The organism is Streptomyces sp. JLBG701 (assembly GCF_058544905.1).
Genome location: NZ_CM178588.1, coordinates 8,102,550 through 8,118,577, shown reverse-complemented (window position 1 = coordinate 8,118,577; position 16,028 = coordinate 8,102,550). Strand labels below are relative to the sequence as shown.

The 16,028-nt window shown below is 69.7% G+C and carries 18 protein-coding genes; 1 reads left to right on the top strand and 17 read right to left on the bottom strand.

Annotated elements, in window-relative coordinates; genetic code table 11:
• Positions 1-10 precede the first annotated feature (10 nt).
• The 16 genes from dprA to proS all read right to left on the bottom strand — a co-directional run bounded on the left by dprA (position 11) and on the right by proS (position 12,971).
• Positions 11-1,168, bottom strand: a complete 1,158-nt coding sequence (dprA, locus tag AC5DRG_RS37590) for a DNA-processing protein DprA (RefSeq protein WP_491804161.1) — start codon at positions 1,166-1,168, stop codon at positions 11-13.
• Complete coding sequence (locus AC5DRG_RS37585) at positions 1,165-2,790, bottom strand: YifB family Mg chelatase-like AAA ATPase (protein ID WP_491804160.1); 1,626 nt, start codon at positions 2,788-2,790, stop codon at positions 1,165-1,167. The genes dprA and AC5DRG_RS37585 overlap by 4 nt, the downstream gene beginning before the upstream one ends.
• Entirely contained in the window at positions 2,790-3,161 is a 372-nt protein-coding gene (locus AC5DRG_RS37580; RefSeq protein WP_491804158.1) for a YraN family protein, read from the bottom strand. The genes AC5DRG_RS37585 and AC5DRG_RS37580 overlap by 1 nt, the downstream gene beginning before the upstream one ends.
• A gap of 115 nt (positions 3,162-3,276) precedes the next feature.
• On the bottom strand, positions 3,277-3,585 hold the full coding sequence (locus AC5DRG_RS37575) for a DUF2469 domain-containing protein (RefSeq protein WP_003965949.1): 309 nt from the start codon (positions 3,583-3,585) through the stop codon (positions 3,277-3,279).
• Between the two features lie 56 nt (positions 3,586-3,641).
• Positions 3,642-4,166: an NUDIX hydrolase gene (locus tag AC5DRG_RS37570; protein WP_491804157.1), complete on the bottom strand. Its 525-nt coding sequence runs from the start codon at positions 4,164-4,166 to the stop codon at positions 3,642-3,644.
• Positions 4,156-4,932: a signal peptidase I gene (gene lepB, locus AC5DRG_RS37565; RefSeq protein WP_491804156.1), complete on the bottom strand. Its 777-nt coding sequence runs from the start codon at positions 4,930-4,932 to the stop codon at positions 4,156-4,158. The genes AC5DRG_RS37570 and lepB (AC5DRG_RS37565) overlap by 11 nt, the downstream gene beginning before the upstream one ends.
• Before the next feature lie 123 nt (positions 4,933-5,055).
• On the bottom strand, positions 5,056-6,033 hold the full coding sequence (gene lepB / locus AC5DRG_RS37560; protein WP_491804155.1) for a signal peptidase I: 978 nt from the start codon (positions 6,031-6,033) through the stop codon (positions 5,056-5,058).
• The gene (gene lepB, locus AC5DRG_RS37555) at positions 5,921-7,015 is read right to left on the bottom strand and encodes a signal peptidase I (RefSeq protein WP_491804153.1); all 1,095 of its coding nucleotides are present in this window, start codon (positions 7,013-7,015) and stop codon (positions 5,921-5,923) included. The genes lepB (AC5DRG_RS37560) and lepB (AC5DRG_RS37555) overlap by 113 nt, the downstream gene beginning before the upstream one ends.
• Entirely contained in the window at positions 7,008-7,724 is a 717-nt protein-coding gene (lepB, locus tag AC5DRG_RS37550) for a signal peptidase I (RefSeq protein ID WP_491804152.1), read from the bottom strand. The genes lepB (AC5DRG_RS37555) and lepB (AC5DRG_RS37550) overlap by 8 nt, the downstream gene beginning before the upstream one ends.
• Positions 7,725-7,769: 45 nt before the next feature.
• The gene (gene rplS, locus AC5DRG_RS37545; RefSeq protein ID WP_403961245.1) at positions 7,770-8,120 is read right to left on the bottom strand and encodes a 50S ribosomal protein L19; all 351 of its coding nucleotides are present in this window, start codon (positions 8,118-8,120) and stop codon (positions 7,770-7,772) included.
• A 133-nt stretch (positions 8,121-8,253) separates the two neighbouring features.
• Positions 8,254-9,087 carry a tRNA (guanosine(37)-N1)-methyltransferase TrmD gene (gene trmD / locus AC5DRG_RS37540; RefSeq protein ID WP_491804151.1) on the bottom strand — a complete coding sequence of 278 codons (834 nt, stop codon included), beginning with the start codon at positions 9,085-9,087 and terminating at the stop codon, positions 8,254-8,256.
• The gene (gene rimM, locus AC5DRG_RS37535; RefSeq protein ID WP_491804149.1) at positions 9,087-9,629 is read right to left on the bottom strand and encodes a ribosome maturation factor RimM; all 543 of its coding nucleotides are present in this window, start codon (positions 9,627-9,629) and stop codon (positions 9,087-9,089) included. The genes trmD and rimM overlap by 1 nt, the downstream gene beginning before the upstream one ends.
• Positions 9,630-9,735: 106 nt before the next feature.
• Positions 9,736-9,975, bottom strand: a complete 240-nt coding sequence (locus tag AC5DRG_RS37530; protein ID WP_003973401.1) for an RNA-binding protein — start codon at positions 9,973-9,975, stop codon at positions 9,736-9,738.
• Positions 9,976-9,977: 2 nt separating this feature from the next.
• Positions 9,978-10,397: a 30S ribosomal protein S16 gene (gene rpsP, locus AC5DRG_RS37525; RefSeq protein ID WP_491804148.1), complete on the bottom strand. Its 420-nt coding sequence runs from the start codon at positions 10,395-10,397 to the stop codon at positions 9,978-9,980.
• Positions 10,398-10,691: 294 nt separating this feature from the next.
• Positions 10,692-11,294: a hypothetical protein gene (locus AC5DRG_RS37520; protein ID WP_491804146.1), complete on the bottom strand. Its 603-nt coding sequence runs from the start codon at positions 11,292-11,294 to the stop codon at positions 10,692-10,694.
• A 261-nt stretch (positions 11,295-11,555) separates the two neighbouring features.
• Complete coding sequence (gene proS, locus AC5DRG_RS37515) at positions 11,556-12,971, bottom strand: proline--tRNA ligase (RefSeq protein ID WP_491804144.1); 1,416 nt, start codon at positions 12,969-12,971, stop codon at positions 11,556-11,558.
• Positions 12,972-13,163: 192 nt separating this feature from the next.
• Here proS and AC5DRG_RS37510 point away from each other — a divergent pair, with 192 nt between their 5' ends.
• Positions 13,164-14,024: an SAM-dependent methyltransferase gene (locus AC5DRG_RS37510; RefSeq protein ID WP_491804143.1), complete on the top strand. Its 861-nt coding sequence runs from the start codon at positions 13,164-13,166 to the stop codon at positions 14,022-14,024.
• Here AC5DRG_RS37510 and ftsH read toward each other — a convergent pair.
• Positions 14,021-15,955 (bottom strand): ATP-dependent zinc metalloprotease FtsH, encoded by a 1,935-nt coding sequence (gene ftsH, locus AC5DRG_RS37505; RefSeq protein ID WP_491804142.1) that lies wholly within the window; start codon positions 15,953-15,955, stop codon positions 14,021-14,023. The two genes, AC5DRG_RS37510 and ftsH, sit on opposite strands and share 4 nt — an antisense overlap.
• Positions 15,956-16,028: the final 73 nt, after the last annotated feature.

Below are 16,028 nucleotides of genomic sequence, written 5' to 3'. Positions count from 1 at the left end.
ACACGCTCGGTCAACCACGCGTCCGACCGGTGCGGACGGAGATCATCGCCTGGCGTGTCAACTTCCAACCGTCGCCGTGTCGTTCGACGTAACCAAGTGCTCGGAGTTCGTACAGCCTCGCGACCACGTCGTCCTCACTCGTCCGCGCCTCCCGTGCGATCTCGTACGGCGCTGCCGCCCGGCGTGCGGGCAGTGCCGCCAGGACACGCCGGGCGGCCGGCTCCAGCAGGTCCCGGGGCAGTACCGGCCCGCGCCGGTCCGGGGCCAGCTCGCCCATGTCGCCGACCAGTTCGACGACTTCCGCGGCGTCGGTGACCAGCACGGCGTCTCCGCGCAGGAGCTCGTGCACCCCCGCCGAGAGCGCACTGCTGGCCGGCCCCGGCACCCCTATGGTGTGACGCCCCAACCGCTGCGCCGCCCGCGCCGTGACCAGCGAGCCGCTCCGGTAGGCGGCCTCGACGACCACGGTGCCGCGGGTGAGAGCGGCGATCACCCGGTTCCGCAGGACGAACCGGCTCGGCGTCGGATGATCACCGGGAGGCAACTCTCCGATCACCAGCCCCTGTTCGGCGATCCTGCTGATCAACTGGGTGTGCCCGCGCGGGTAGGGCCGGTCGACACCGCAGGCGAGCACGGCGACGGTGGCACCGCCGGCGCCGAGCGCGCCCCGGTGAGCGGCCCCGTCGACGCCATAGGCTCCGCCGGACACCACCACCCACCCGCGCTCGGCGAGCCCGGCGGCCAGCGTGACGGCCATGTGCGCCCCGTACTCCGTGCAGGCCCGCGCCCCGACGAGGGCGACGGATCTGAGCGCCCACATCCGCAGACTGGCCTGCCCCCGCACCCACAACCCGATGGGCCGGGCATCTCCCAGATCATCGAGCTGCACCGGCCACTCACCATCCCCAGGACAGACGAACCGCACCCCGGCCTCCCGGGCGACGGCAAGATCCCGCCCTGGCTCGGCAACCTCGGCCCGGGCCCGCAGCCCGGCCCACCGCTTGTCGGTCACCCCGACCAGCTGCCGCCCTTCCCGCAACCGCCGCACCACTTCCACGGCCCCCAACTCCCGCAACCACCGCCCACCGACCTCATCACCGGGCTCGATGACCCGAGCGAGAAAGACCCGGGCGAGCCGCTCCTCGTCCGGATCGTCGCCGCCGGTCACGTCAGCGCCCCGATGGCCATGGGCACGCCCCGAGGCACCCCCGTGCGCAGTTGCAGCGCCAGGGCCACGTCCGTCGCGTCGGGTCGGTCGTGGCCGAGAAGATCGGCGACGGTCCAGGCGACGCGCAGGACGCGGTCGAGTCCACGGGCCGTGAGCACACCGCGCTCCAGGCTGCGCTCGGCCTCGTCCATCGCGCCGGGTGTGGCGTACCAGCGGCTGCGCAGCTCGCGGCCGGGCACCTCGCTGTTCGTCAGCCACGGTGTGCCCGCCAAGCGTGCCGCTGCCCGTTCCCTGGCCGCCCTCACCCGGGCGGCGACCGTCGCCGTGGCCTCTCCCCGGGCGCCGCGCTCGGTGAGTTCCGCGCGCGAGACGCGGTCCACCTCGACGCGAAGGTCGACCCGGTCGAGCAGCGGCCCGGAGAGCCGGGCCTGGTAGCGGCGGATGGTCGCGGGCGGACATTCACAGAAGTCGTCCGTCTGGGAGAAGCGGCCACAAGGGCAGGGATTGGCCGCGAGCACCATCAGGAATTTCGCCGGGAACCGCACGACCCCCGCACTGCGCGCGATCACGACATGCCCCGCCTCCAGAGGCTGCCGCAGGGCGTCGAGGGCCTGACTGTTGAACTCGGGCGTCTCGTCCAGGAAGAGCACCCCCCGATGCGAGAGCGAGACCGCGCCGGGCCTCGCGATGCTGGGACCGCCTCCGACGAGCGCCTGCATCGTGGCCGAGTGGTGCGGGGCGCAGTAGGGAGCGACGTCGATCAGGGGCTTGCCCGGTGGCAGCAGGCCCGCCACCGAGTGGACCGCGGTGACTTCCAGCGACTCCCCCCTGGTGAGCCGGGGCAGGATGGCGGGGAGCCGCTCGGCGAGCATCGTCTTGCCTGCCCCGGGCGGTCCTTCGAGGAAAAGGTGATGCCCGCCGGCCGCGGAGACCTCCACCGCCGTACGGGCCGACATCTGGCCCACGACATCGGCGAGGTCATGGCCCTGCTCGTGCTGCGCGGCACCCATGCTGTGCATACCGGTGGCCGCGCCCGTGCCCGGCACCCGCAAGCCGGCCAGCAGCGGATCAGGGCGGCCCTCTTCGTCCGGAGCCTCGTCGGGCACGGGTTCGTCCGCCAGTACGGCGATCAGTTGCCGCAGACTGCGGACGCCCAGGACGGACACCCCGGGTACCAGGGACGCCTCCGCGGCGGAGCACTCCGGGACGACCACCTGTTCATAGCCGGCGTCGGCCGCGGCGAGCACCGCCGGCAGGATGCCCCGGACAGGACGCACCCGTCCGTCCAAGCCCAGCTCTCCGATCATCACGATGTCGGACAGCACCCGCGGGTCGATCCGCTCGGAGGCACCGAGCACCGCGCAGGCGATGGCCAGGTCGAAGCCGCTGCCCGCCTTCGGTACCGACGCGGGACTGAGCCCGACCGTGAGTTTCTTCTGCGGCCACTCGCCACCCGAGTTGACGACGGCGGCCCGCACCCGGTCCCGGCTCTCCGTAAGGCTCTTGTCCGGCAACCCCACCAGAGTGAACGCCGCGACCCCCGGTTCGAGGTCCGCCTGGACCTCGACGACCACGCCCTCCACGCCGACCAGCGCCACCGCGCACGTACGAGCGAAGCCCATCACGCCACCCCCCGCGCGTGCTCGACCACCGCGGCCCCTCGCGGGGGCAGCACGACGCCGATCAGGTCGATGCGGACGCCTCCGGGCGGCGCCCCTCCGTGTGCGTGGATCCAGCGTTCGGCGAGGCAGCGCAACCGCTCCGCCTTCTCCGGGGTCACCGCGGCCATCGGATGCTCGAAGACACCCGCCCTGCGGGTCTTGACCTCGCAGACGACCAGGACGTCTCCGTCCCGGGCCACGATGTCGATCTCGCCCGTCCTGCCGCAGCGCCAGTTGCGCTCCAGGACCTTCATGCCGGCCTCGGCCAGCCGCCGCGCGGCCAGCTCTTCCCCGTACTCGCCGATCGCACCTCGTGCGTTGCCTGTACTCATGTCGGCACCTCCTCGGCGCCAACAATGAGGGCAGCTCAGCGAGCTATTGGATCTTGGTGGACGATCCCCGCGTTGTGGATAACCTCGTCACCCCCACGAGGGACCGGAGGGACCGTCAGCCGCCCGGCAGCTCCAGATCGCTCTTGTTGAGCTCCTCGATGTTCACGTCCTTGAACGTCAGGACGCGGACCTGCTTCACGAAGCGAGCCGGCCGGTACATGTCCCACACCCATGCATCCGCCATGGACACCTCGAAGAACACCTCACCCTGGACTGAGTGCACCTGCATCTCGTAGTCGTTGGTCAGGTAGAAACGCCGCTCGGTCTCGATCACGTATTTGAACAGACCGACGACATCGCGGTACTCCCGGTAGAGCTTCAGCTCCATCTCGGTCTCGTACTTTTCGAGGTCCTCGGCGCTCATGGCATGTTCCCCTTCAGCCTTGCGATCCCACCATTGTGCGCCAGTCCCGTGCGCCCCTAGACGATTTCCGTGTCAAGGGTCTCGGGCCCGGCCGGGGGACCTTCGTCGAACAGCCTGCGGAGCAGCTCGGCGAGTCTGGTCGGATACACCGTCTCATGCGCCCGGGTCAGTTCATGGCACGTCCACCAGCGTGCTCCGGCGACACTGCGTCGCTCCAGCTCGGTGAGGGCCGTGGCCCGGGTGGCCGTCTGGGTCGTACGGGCCAGGTAGTACCACTCGTCCTGGTCCCAGCGGCGGCCCGCGAAGGGGAAGGAACACCTGCGTCGCCACAGGACCGGGCCCAGTTCGACCTCTGTGATTCCGGTCTCTTCCGCGAGTTCCCGCAGGGCGGCCTCCTCGCGCGTCTCGTCGCCCTCGAGACCGCCGCCCGGGGTGAACCACCAGTCGTCGGCCGCATCGTCCGGTTCGTGGCCGTGCAGGAGCAGAATGCGGTCGTCGGGGTCCAGCAGGACGACCCTGGCGACCTTGCGCAGCCCGCCTTCGTACGAGTCCGCGCCGGCGTCCGTCGCCTCAGCCGGCACTGGCAGGCTCCGTGCGCGTACGGGAGCGGCCGCCCAGTCGCTTGGCGATCGGGCCGTAGGCCCCGCCGGCGAGGACCAGGACGGCGCCGGCGATCACCAGGACGGTGATCATGCGGAGCGGTCCGGGCTGGGACAGGGTGCCCAGTGTCTCGAATCCGGTCGGGCGCTTCAGCATGCCGTCCATGGGCCAGACGACGGCGTCGACACGGGCCGTCACGGCGCTTCGCGCCACTGTGCCGCTGGCCGCGTCCGTCAGATGGGCGGTGGAGTCCAGGGAGCCCTGGCGCTCGTCACCGAGCAGGAACAGGCGCCCCTTGGGCACGGTCACGGTCGGGAAGTCCGTGATCTCGGCGAGGCTTCCCTCGGGCAGATACGGTTCGTCGATCTGCTTGCCGTTGACGGTCAGCTTGCCCTTGGTGCAGCAGGAGACCGTGTCACCGCCGACGGCGACCACACGCTTGACCACCGACGCGTTGCTGACCCAGGTCTTGTCGTCGAAGACGACGACATCGCCCCGGCGTATCTCATCGCCGTCCACGCGCTGCGCCAGCACCCGGTCGCCCACGCCGATCGTCGGCGACATCGAGCTGGTGGGCACGGTGTACGGCCGGTAGACCACCGCCGCCCAGACGAATCCCCCGAGGAACAGCACAAGGCCCAGCGCGACGGCCAGCCCGGACAACCGCTCTCCGGTCCGGCTGCCCACCGGGCCCTTGCCTGTGCCGCCGCTGCGCGGGGCCGTACGTGTTGCGCTCTCGCCACCCATGAATCCGCACCCTACCCGGCGGTACCGAACCCGGTCAGCCCTTCGTCAGGACCAAGGTCACAAGCTCACGGAGGCTTCACCCGGTTCGGCGGTACGACCGGAAGGTCGCGTTCCGAAGGTGGTTCAGTGGGTCTCGGCGGCGATCCGCCTGCGGCGCCACAGGGCCACCGGCAGGACACCGACCAGCGCGATGCCCTGCGGGGCGACCGTGACCGCGGTGGCCGACGACTGCGCGTTGAGGCCGTCCTGGTCGAAGGTGTCCGGGACGGGGAGCGTGCCCCAGCGGTTGATCGGCCAGGCCTTGACGATGGCCCGTCCGACGACCTCCTCCACCGGGACCATGCCCTTGTTCTCGTCCGACTGGTTGTAGCGGGAGTCGCGCGAGTTCTGCCGGTGGTCGCCCATGACCCAGATGAAGCCCTTGGGGACCTTCACCGTGAACTGGCCGCCCTGGTCGTCGACGCTGCACGGGGTGTTGCCCGCGTACACGTACGACGCCTCGTTCAGCGCCTTGCCGTTGACCTTCACCGGGCCCGTGCCCTCGCACGAGACGGTGTCGCCGCCGACGCCGATGACGCGCTTGATGAGGTCCTTCTCCTCCGCGGACGGCATGAGGCCGATCCAACTGAGGACCGTCTGCAGGGCGTTGGGGTCGGCCGTCGCCTCGCCCGCCAGCCAGTTGTCGGGGTCGTGGAAGACGACGACCTCTCCGCGCTCGGGCTCGGAGCCGAACCACGGGGTGAGCTTGTCGACCAGGACGCGGTCACCCTGCTGAAGGGTGTTCTGCATCGAGTCGGAGGGGATGGAGAACGCCTGCACCAGGAACGTCTTGATCAGCAGCGCGAGTACGAGCGCGATGCCGATCAGGATGGGCAGCTCCTTCCAGAAAGAACGCTGCTTCTTCGGCTTGGGGGTCGAGTCGCCCGGCCCCTGGTCGTCGGTGCGGGTCCGCTCGCCCGTCGCCGTACCGTCCTCGGCCGCCCCGGAGTCACTCCCGGGGGTCACGGCGCCGTCCACGGCCGGGTCGGCCGCTTCCACGGGGCGTCCGCGATGCTCCTCGCCGTCGTGCCCGGATCGTGCGCCAACCGCCACATCCCCCACGCCAACTCCTTACTCTGTGCCGCTGCCTGCCCCATACACGACGCAGGCCCACCACTCCCATAACGAGCGGGAGTTCCGCAGGGGTCGGGAGTGCGATCGCTTCGTCCGGATCGCTGGAGGTAACCCTATGCGACAGCTGGGGAGCCGCGGTCGACCCGGATGACGAGTCGGCCACAGAAGCGTAGGTATTCGGTTCCTTCAACGTCGTCCAGTGGCCGAAGGGCCAGGCGATGACCATGGCCCGCCCCACCACTTCGTCCTCGGAGACCGTGCCGCCGTAGTCGGTGTCCTGGTGCGAGCGTGAGTCCGCGGAGTTGGCGCGGTGGTCGCCCATGACCCACAACCGCCCCTGGGGGACGGTGATGTCGAACTGCGTGCTTGACGGGGCGTTCCCGGGGTACAGGTAGTCCGTCTCGCTCAGGGCGACGCCGTTGACGGTCACCCGCCCTTGTGTGTCGCAGCACTTGACCCGGTCCCCGCCGACGCCGACGACCCGCTTGATGAGGTCCTTCTCGTTGTCGGAGGGCAACAGGCCGATGAAGGTGAGCCCTTCCTTGACCTGCTTGACGACGATGGGGTCGTCCGCCTTCGTGGTGGTCTGCTCGTCCTGGAGCCAGCCGCCGGGGTCCTTGAAGACGACGACGTCACCGCGCTGCGGCTGGGAGCCGAACCACGGGGTGAACTTGTCGACCAGGACGCGGTCGCCGATCTGGATCGTCTGCTCCATGGAGCCCGACGGGATCACGAACGCCTGGACCAGGAAGGTCTTCAGGACCAGGGCTATGAGGACGGCGACGCCGACCAGAAGGGGTATCTCCTTGACCGCGCCCCGCCGTCTGCGCCGCTTGACCTTGCGCTGGAGCTTGCGCCGCTCGGCCCGCGAACGCCCGCCGGACGGACTCGCGGCACGCCGGGACCCGGTGGGCAGCAGGTTGTCGGCGACGTGGTCGGAGACCCCGCGCGGCCTCCCGCGGTTACCCATGGGCACCGTCCGCCGAAGGCACACGCGCGTAGCCGACGGGCCGGTGCAGGCGGGTCCAGTGGTCGGCCGGCCAGGCGATCCAGTCGGCGCGGCCGATCACGTCGCCCACCGGGATCATGCCGCCGCCCGGCGAGCCGAGGTGGTCGCGGGAGTCGCTGGAGTCGCTGCGGTGGTCGCCGAGGACGAACAGGGTGCCGTCGGGCACGACGACGTCGAAGTCCACCGTTGACGGACTGTCACCGGGGTACAGGAAAGCCGACTCGTCGATCGACCGGCCGTTCACCTCGATCCTCCCCTTCTTGTCACAGCAGACCACGTGGTCTCCCCCTACCCCCACAACGCGCTTGATGTAGTCGGCGTGCCCGAAGTAGCCGGTCCCGTCGAACACCACCACGTCCCCGCGCCGCGGATCGGCACCGAAACGGTACGCCAACTTATTTACGAGAACGCGGTCCCCGATCCTCAATCCCTTTTCCATGGATCCGCTGGGAATCTGGAATGGCTGCACCACGAACATGCCGAGCAACAGCAAAAACAGCAGGAAGACCAGCGCGGTGAGGGTGATCCGCCCACCGGGGACTTGCTCCCTGATCCACGACACCAACGCGAAACGCGACCGTTCCTCCGGTCCCCCTGTGTCCGAGGTCTCCTCGGAATCGGAAGGGCTGGAGGAGCGGTCGCGCTCCGTCGGCTGTGCTTCGGTGTCCATCGGGGCCAAATGTTATCCGGCCCCGCTTCGGACTCCCTGGCGCGATCAGTTGTCGCGCTTCTCCTTGATCTTCGCGGCCTTGCCGCGCAGGTCACGGAGGTAGTACAGCTTCGCGCGACGGACGTCACCGCGGGTCACGAGCTCGATCTTCTCGACGATCGGGGTGTGCACCGGGAAGGTGCGCTCCACGCCGACGGAGAACGAGACCTTGCGGACCGTGAAGGTCTCGCGGACACCGGCGCCCTGGCGACGGATGACTACGCCCTTGAACTGCTGCACACGGGAGCGGTTGCCCTCGATGACGCGGACGTGGACGTTGACGGTGTCACCCGGGCGGAAGGCCGGGATGTCGCTGCGCAGCGACGCGGCGTCGACGGAGTCGAGCAGGTGAGACATTTCGTCTGCTTTCTTCGCTGATGCCACAGGTCATCAACGGGAAATAGGTGGTGAAGAGGAATGCCGTGCGGGTCGGGCGGGCGTCGTGTCCCCCTGTGGCAGGGGCGCACGCCGGACGACACACAACAGCGGTCTATTCTTCCACGCCCTCTGGCCTGCGCCAAAATCGGCCGTACGGCTCCCCCGCCGGATCCGGCGCCCAGCCCAGGATGGAGAGCATCTCGCGGTCCTTCTTGTCGAAGGCCTTGGGGTCGCAGCCCTCGATCAGGTCGGGCCGGTTGGCCGCCGTACGCTTCAGCGCCTCGTCCCGGCGCCAGCGGGCGATCTTGCCGTGGTGGCCGCTGAGCAGCACGTCCGGGATCTCCCGGCCGCGCCACTGGGGCGGCTTGGTGTAGATGGGCCCCTCCAGGAGGTTGGCCATGGCCCCGGGGGCGAAGGAGTCGTCGCGGTGGGACTCGGCGTTGCCCAGGACACCGGGCAGCAACCGCGCCACGGCCTCCGTGACGACCAGTACGGCCGCCTCACCACCGGCGAGGACATAGTCGCCGATGGACACCTCGTAGACGGGCATACGGGTCGCGTACTCGTCGATGACACGGCGGTCGATGCCCTCGTAGCGGGCCGGCGTGAAGATCAGCCAGGGACGCTCGGAGAGCTCGACGGCGAGTTCCTGGGTGAAGGGGCGGCCGCTGGGCGTGGGGACGATGAGCGCGGGCGCCGCGGCCCCCGTCTCATAGCCGTCCGCGAGGACCTGGTCGAGTGCCTCGCCCCAGGGCTCGGTCTTCATGACCATGCCGGGGCCGCCGCCGTACGGGGTGTCGTCGACCGTGTTGTGGCGGTCGTACGTCCAGCCGCGCAGGTCGTGCACGTGCACGTTCAGCTGTCCACGCGCGCGTGCCTTGCCGACGAGCGAGACGTTCAGGGGGTCGAGGTACTCGGGGAAGATCGTGACGACGTCGAGCCGCATTACGCCTCGTCCCGCGAGGAGGCGACCTCGGCGTTGTCGTCGATCAGGCCGGGCGGCGGGTCGATGACCGCGCGCTGCTCCTCGAGGTCGATCTCGGTGACGATCTCCTCGACGAACGGGATCATCACCTCGCTCCCGTCGGGCCGCTCGACGATGAAGAGGTCCTGGGAGGGAAGGTGCGAGATCTCGGTGATCCGGCCCACCTCGGTGCCGTCCACGGTAACCACGTCGAGGTCCATGAGCTGGTGGTCGTAGTACTCGTCCTCGTCCTCCGGCAGCTCCTCCGGATCGACGTCTGCGATCAGGATGATGTTGCGCAGCGCCTCGGCGCCGGTGCGGTCACGCACGCCCTCGAAGCGCAGCAGGAGGCGGCCGCTGTGGACGCGGCCCGTCTCGATGGTCAGCGGTCCGGCGGACGCCGGGTCGGTGGCCAGGACGGCGCCGGGGGCCAGCCTGAGCTCCGGCTCGTCGGTACGTACCTCGACGGTGACCTCGCCCTTGATGCCGTGGGCGCGACCGATCCGTGCGACTACCAGCTGCACTGTGCTTGCTCTCCTGTCATGCGACGGCTCATACGACGACTCGTACGACGACGGGCCGGGGACGGCCCACTGGCCCTCCCCGGCCCGAGCCGGTGCTGCAAATGTGTCAGCGGACGTGATCCACGTCGACGAGGTCGACGCGGACACCGCGGCCGCCGATGGCGCCGACGACGGTACGCAGAGCGCGCGCGGTACGGCCGTTACGGCCGATCACCTTGCCGAGGTCGTCGGGGTGGACCCGGACCTCCAGCACACGCCCACGGCGCAGGTTGCGCGAGGCGACCTGCACGTCGTCGGGGTTGTCGACGATGCCCTTCACGAGGTGCTCGAGAGCCTCCTCGAGCATGCTCAGGCCTCGGTCGACGCGGACTCGGCGGAGGCCTCGTCCTTCTTCTCAGCCTTCTTCTTCTGGGTGATGGCCTCACCCTTGCCCTCGTCCTCGCCGCCAAGGGCGTCGAACACGGGGCGCGCCTTCTTCGGCTCGGCCACGAGCAGCGGGGCCGGGGCGGGCAGACCCTTGAACTTCTGCCAGTCGCCGGTCAGCTTGAGGATGGCGAGAACCGGCTCGGTCGGCTGCGCGCCGACACCCAGCCAGTACTGCGCACGCTCGGTGTCGACCTCGATGCGCGAGGGGTTCTGCACCGGGTGGTACAGGCCGATCTCCTCGATCGCACGGCCGTCACGGCGAGTGCGGGAGTCGGCGACGACGATGCGGTAGTGAGGCGAACGGATCTTGCCCAGACGCTTCAGCTTGATCTTGACTGCCACGGGAGTGGGTTCTCCTGGTTTTGACGTGGTTGGGCACGGCGAGATGGCCGCGTGGGGTTGCGGTACCCGAGTGCCCGATGGACGCGTCAGCCGGAGGCGAGAGGGTTCCTGTGCGGCTGTCGAGTACAGCTAGCCATTGTGCCACACCCTGCGGGTCTGCATTGACCGGCGGTGGTCTCCGGACCCGGGCACGCCTGAACCGCACCCGGCGCCGGATTGACCGACGTCGGGTGCGCGGCCCGGGAGGGACATACGCCGACCGCCGGGCTACGGCTGCCACGAACAGCCGTAGCCTCAGGCGACCGCCGCGCCCACTACCTCCGGGATCCGGAACGGCTTCCCGCAGCCCCCGCACACGATCGGTGCCTGCGCCAGTACGGACGGGACGACCCGGACGTTACGTCCGCAGTCGCACACCGCCTTGACGCGAACGCCGCCACCCGAGGAACCGTGCCGGGCCGCCGGGCCGCGGAACGTACGGGAGGTGTCGGCGGACGTGGCTGCCGTGTGGGCCTTGAGGGCGCGCTGGAGGCGCTCGATGGTCGGGCGGTACCGTCGCTTCGCCTCGGGGTTGAGCGTGACCAGCGAGAAGCCGCTGCTGGGATGCGGCTCCTCGGGGTGGTCCAGGCCCAGCTCCTCGGCGATCGAGAGGAATCTGCGGTTGTGGTAGCGGCCGGCGCGCGAAGTGTCGCGGACTCCGCGGGCGGCGGCGATGCCGTGGACTGCTTCGTGAAGCAGTCGCTCGAAGGAGAGCTCATGTCCGCAGGCGGACGACGACTCTCCGATCAGGGACTCCGGCGCGGCGAGATCCGGCAGCTCGGGGTGGTACCGCTGAATGTCGGCCCACGCCTCTGCCAGTTCTGCGGCGAGAACAGGTGGTGTCTGTGTCGTGCTCACGTAATGACAACGAGCCAGAGTGCCGCTGTGTTCCTATTCCGGGGCATCCCAAATAATTTGCACGTACCCGTCAGTTGCCGCTGATGTGTCCGGACGAGGGCTAGTGCGCTGATCTGCGGAGAAGCCTCACAGCTCATACCAAGCTGGTGCGTAGTCCTACGTACGCCCCGGCACGTAGACGATGTCAGCGCTCCGGGGTACCTGAGGTCCGCAGTTGCGCAAGAGGCGTTTCGGTCGCTCTCCCGCCGGAGGGGCGCTACCTCAGTAAGCGCGCGCGACGATCGCGACGTTACCGGGGGCGTCGTCGGCGTCCGGCACCGACCCGTCCGCGGCGACCAGACACCGTACGGTCACCGCGTGCTCCCCCAGCCTGGCCTCGCCTTCTTCGCCGAGCACGGCCCACGGGACACGCGCCCAGCCGCCGGCGGTCGTCACCTCGATGGCCTTCTCGATCGTCGACACGTCGGACGTCCGGGACTCCCGGCGCTCGCGTGACTCCTTCAGGAGCAGCGCCTGATCCTCTTCGAGGATCGCGGGGAGCAGTCGTACGAGGGAGTCGAGCGCCACCGGGTCCTTGCCGCCCGGGATCCGGCGGGCCAGCATCGCCGTGCCGTTCTCCAGGTCACGGGGCCCGATCTCGATCCGTACGGGCACGCCCTTGAGCTCCCAGTCGACGGCGCGGCGCCCGAACGGGGTGTCCGTGCGGTCGTCGACCTGGACGCGGATGCCGGCCGCCTTGAGCTGATCGCCGACTTCGCGGACCTTGGCCAGAACCGCTTCGTCGCCCTTGATCGCGAGGACCACGGCCTGGACCGAGGCGAGACGCGGCGGCACCCGCAGCCCGTTGTCATCTCCGTGAGTCATCACGAGGGCGCCGATCATGCGGGTGGTGGACCCCCAGGACGTCTGCCACACCAGTTCCTGCTTGCCCTCCTTGGAGAGGTACCGGGTGTTGAACGCCTTGGCGAAGTTCTGGCCCAGTTCATGACTGGTGGCCATCTGGAGGGCCTTGCCGTCGCCCATCATCGCTTCGAGCGTGAGGGTGTTGAGGGCGCCGGCGAAGCGCTCCTTGGCGGTCTTGCGGCCGGGGACGCTGTCGATCGCGAGGACGTTCACCATGAAGTCCTCGTAGACCTCGCGGTGGATGTGCGCGGCGAAGTCGCGGGCGTCCTCGTACGTGGCGTGCGCGGTGTGGCCCTCCTGCCACAGGAACTCCGTCGTACGGAGGAACAGGCGGGGGCGCAGCTCCCACCGGACCACGTTCGCCCACTGGTTGATCAGCAGCGGCAGGTCGCGGTAGCTCTGCACCCACTTCGAGAAGTAGTCGTTGATGATCATCTCTGAGGTGGGGCGGACGACGGCCGGCTCTTCGAGGTCCTTGCCGCCGGCGTGGGTGACCACGGCGAGCTCGGGCGCGAAGCCCTCGACGTGCTCGGCCTCCTTGGTGAAGTACGACTGCGGGATCAGGAGGGGGAAGTACGCGTTCTGGGTGCCGGTCTCCTTGATGCGGGCGTCCATCTCGGCCTGCATCCGCTCCCACAGCCCGTACCCGTACGGTCGGATCACCATGGTGCCGCGCACCGGACCGTTGTCCGCCAGCTCGGCCTTGCCGACCAGATCCTGGTACCAGCGGGGGAAGTCGTCCGCCCGGGGCGTGAGAACGGGAGCCTTTGCCATGGGCGCGATGGTACGGGCCCGCATTGCCGGGATGTGAATTCTTTTCACCCGCACAGCGAACCCACAAGCCGGGCTCCGCAAACCCTGGACGCCATCGCGAGCTCGGAGTTTCCTGGCATACGGGGGAAGTTCGAGCGCACGTCACGGGGCTAGGGCCACAGTGGCAACTCTCGGCGGATTGGGGCGCTTTCGATGACACCTACGCTCGTGCGGCAGCACCGGCCTCAGGCGGGGCCGGCGCCCCGCGTGGATCTGTGTGCACGCGCGCGTGACTGGTCCGAGATCCAGGAGCGGATGCTGGTGCCGCTCTACGAGACCGTCTACGAGCGACTGGAAGTGGGCCCCGGCACACGGCTGCTGGGCCTTGGCTGCGGATCCGGTCTCGCCCTCCTGATGGCGGCCTCCAGAGGGTCCGCGATCACCGGCGTCGAATCCTCGTTCTCCGAAAGGCTGGCCCTCGCGCGGGAGCGGCTGCTGCCGGAAGCGTGGGGCACGCGCGCGCGTGCGGACACTCGGCTCATCGACGGCTCACCGGACGACATCGCGGGCGACGCGGAGACGCCCGCGTACACCCTGGTGACCGCTTTCGAGCCCATCGGGTGTCTCGCGGGCGACTCGGAGGGGCTGGGTGAGCTGCTCGCCTCGGCGACGCCGCTCGCCGAGCGCGGGGCGCCCGTGGTGCTCGCCGGCTGGGGTCCGCCGGAACGTTGCACCACGTCGTCCGTGCTGCGCGTCGCCAAGAGGCTGGCGGATCCGCTGCGCGGCACGGGCGGTTGGCGCCCCGCCCTTCGCGACGACCTGGAGGAGGTCGCCCACCGCGCCGGCCTGAAGCCGGACGGCTCCGGGCGGGTGGCCTGCCCGTTCGGGTACGCCGACATGGACAGTGCGGTACGCGGACTGCTGTCGACGGGACTGTTCGACGCGGCGATCGTCGCGACGGACCAGGCGCAGGTCGACAAGGAGTTGACGGAGGCGCTGCATCCGTATCAGCGGCGGGACGGGTCGGTGTGGATGCCGAACGTGTTCCGGTACGTCATCGCCCGGACCCGCTAGTCGCTCTTGGCCAGCCGGGTGATCCCCGCGACGCGGTAGGCGTCCACCTCTTCCAGCGTCTCGTTCGCCAGGAGCGCCTCGGCCAGGGCGTCCAGTTGGTGCCGGTGGTCGCGGAGTTTGCGGCAGGCCTCCTCGTAGCACTCGTCGACGATCCGCCGCATCTCGTGCTCGATCGTGTCGAGGGTTCCCGGGGCCGCCGCGAGGCCGTACGCCTGCTGGGCGTCGCTGGGAAGCGCGGAGAGGCGGCCGACGCGTTCGCTCATGCCCCAGCGGGCGACCATGCCGCGGGCGATGTTGGTGACCTGTTCGAGGTCGTTCTCCGCGCCCGTGGTGACGACCCCGTAGACGACGTGTTCGGCGGCCATGCCTCCCAGGGCGCCGATGATCCGGCCGCGCAGGTACTCCTCCGTGTACGCGTACCGGTCCGCGTCCGGCGTTGACAGCGTGACGCCCAGTGCCCTGCCGCGCGGAACGATGGTGATCTTGCGGACGGGGTCGGCGCCGGGCTGGAGCATGCCGAGCAGGGCGTGTCCGCTCTCGTGGTAGGCGGTGCGCCGGCGTTCCTCCTCGGGCATCACCAGCGGGCGTTCGGCGCCCAGTTGCACCTTCTCCAAGGCCTCCGAGAGGTCGCTCTGCGTGACTCGCTCCTGCTTGCGCTTGACCGCCAGCAGCGCCGCCTCGTTGGCGAGGTTGGCGAGGTCGGCGCCGGTCATGCCCGGGGTCGTACGGGCCACCTGGGCCAGGTCCACGTCCTGGTCCATGGGGATCTCGCGGGTGTGGATCTCCAGGATCGCCTCGCGTCCGCCGCGGTCCGGGGGCGAGACCATGACCACCCGGTCGAAGCGGCCGGGGCGGGTCAGGGCCGGGTCGAGGACGTCGGCGCGGTTGGTCGCGGCGATGACGATGACGCCCTCCGAGCCCGAGAAGCCGTCCATCTCGGTGAGGATCTGGTTCAGCGTCTGCTCGCGCTCGTCGTGGCCGCCCATGGCGGCGCCGCCGCCGCGGGCCCGGCCGATGGTGTCGATCTCGTCGATGAAGATGATCGACGGGGCCACCTTGCGGGCCTCCGCGAACAGCTCACGCACGCGTGAAGCACCGACGCCCACGATCATCTCGATGAACTCGGAGGCCGACGCCGAGAAGAACGGGACCCCCGCCTCGCCCGCCACCGCACGCGCGAGCAGGGTCTTTCCGGTGCCGGGCGGCCCCGCGAGGAGCACACCGCGGGGCATCTTGGCGCCCATCTTCCGGTAGGCGTCGGGGTTCTTGAGGAAGTCGACGACGTCGTTGAGCTCGCCCTCCACCTCGTCGATGCCGGCCACGTCCTCGAAGGTCGTGCGCTGCTTCCCGGGTTCCAGCTCGACCGGCTTGGGCGGAGCCTTGCGGCCGAGCATGCCGCCCGCGCCGCCCATCCCGGCGCTCATCCGCCGCGCGATGAAGATCCACAGGACGACCAGGAGCAGCATCGGGGCCAGCGAGATCAGCAGGTTGAAGAGGAAACTGCGCTGCTGGACGACCGGTTCCGCCGTGACGGTGACGTTGTTCTTGGTCAGGTCCTCCCAGAGCTGGTCGTCCGCGAACTCCGGGCGCTGGGTCTTGAACTTGGTGTAGGTGCCGTCGCCCTCGGGATTGTCCTGGGCCTTCTTCAGCTGGCCCTGGATCGCGTCGCCCTTGGAGTAGATCTTGGTGACGTTGCCGGCGTCGACCTGCTTGCTGAACGCGGTGTACGAGATCGTCGGTTCGTCGCCGTCGTTGAAGAAGGACAGCACCAGGTTGGCGATGAGGAAGACGACCACGGCGGCCAGGATCAGGCTCCACCAGCCGCCGCGCGGTCTCCGCCCGCCGGACGGCGGCTTCGGCGGCTCCTCCGGAGTGCCCTCGGTACGCCACGGCTGGTCGGGCGCCTTGCGCGGCGGCACAGGGTTGCTCATATCGGGAAGCTACGGCACCCCGCACCCCTCGGCACCTGCGGGAAAGCATTGGGGGCACCCCTCCGGAGAGGGG

What these genes read in the sequence shown, in the direction of transcription:
- ftsH (WP_491804142.1), bottom strand. Translation starts at nt 15,955, where the DNA reads ATGAGCAACCCTGTGCCGCCGCGCAAGGCGCCCGACCAGCCGTGGCGT.
- rplS (WP_403961245.1), bottom strand. Translation starts at nt 8,120, where the DNA reads ATGTCTCACCTGCTCGACTCCGTCGACGCCGCGTCGCTGCGCAGCGAC.
- lepB (WP_491804152.1), bottom strand. Translation starts at nt 7,724, where the DNA reads ATGGACACCGAAGCACAGCCGACGGAGCGCGACCGCTCCTCCAGCCCT.
- lepB (WP_491804156.1), bottom strand. Translation starts at nt 4,932, where the DNA reads ATGGGTGGCGAGAGCGCAACACGTACGGCCCCGCGCAGCGGCGGCACA.
- trmD (WP_491804151.1), bottom strand. Translation starts at nt 9,087, where the DNA reads ATGCGGCTCGACGTCGTCACGATCTTCCCCGAGTACCTCGACCCCCTG.
- AC5DRG_RS37510 (WP_491804143.1), top strand. Translation starts at nt 13,164, where the DNA reads ATGACACCTACGCTCGTGCGGCAGCACCGGCCTCAGGCGGGGCCGGCG.
- AC5DRG_RS37580 (WP_491804158.1), bottom strand. Translation starts at nt 3,161, where the DNA reads ATGAGTACAGGCAACGCACGAGGTGCGATCGGCGAGTACGGGGAAGAG.
- lepB (WP_491804153.1), bottom strand. Translation starts at nt 7,015, where the DNA reads ATGGGTAACCGCGGGAGGCCGCGCGGGGTCTCCGACCACGTCGCCGAC.
- AC5DRG_RS37530 (WP_003973401.1), bottom strand. Translation starts at nt 9,975, where the DNA reads ATGCTCGAGGAGGCTCTCGAGCACCTCGTGAAGGGCATCGTCGACAAC.
- proS (WP_491804144.1), bottom strand. Translation starts at nt 12,971, where the DNA reads ATGGCAAAGGCTCCCGTTCTCACGCCCCGGGCGGACGACTTCCCCCGC.
- AC5DRG_RS37585 (WP_491804160.1), bottom strand. Translation starts at nt 2,790, where the DNA reads ATGGGCTTCGCTCGTACGTGCGCGGTGGCGCTGGTCGGCGTGGAGGGC.
- AC5DRG_RS37575 (WP_003965949.1), bottom strand. Translation starts at nt 3,585, where the DNA reads ATGAGCGCCGAGGACCTCGAAAAGTACGAGACCGAGATGGAGCTGAAG.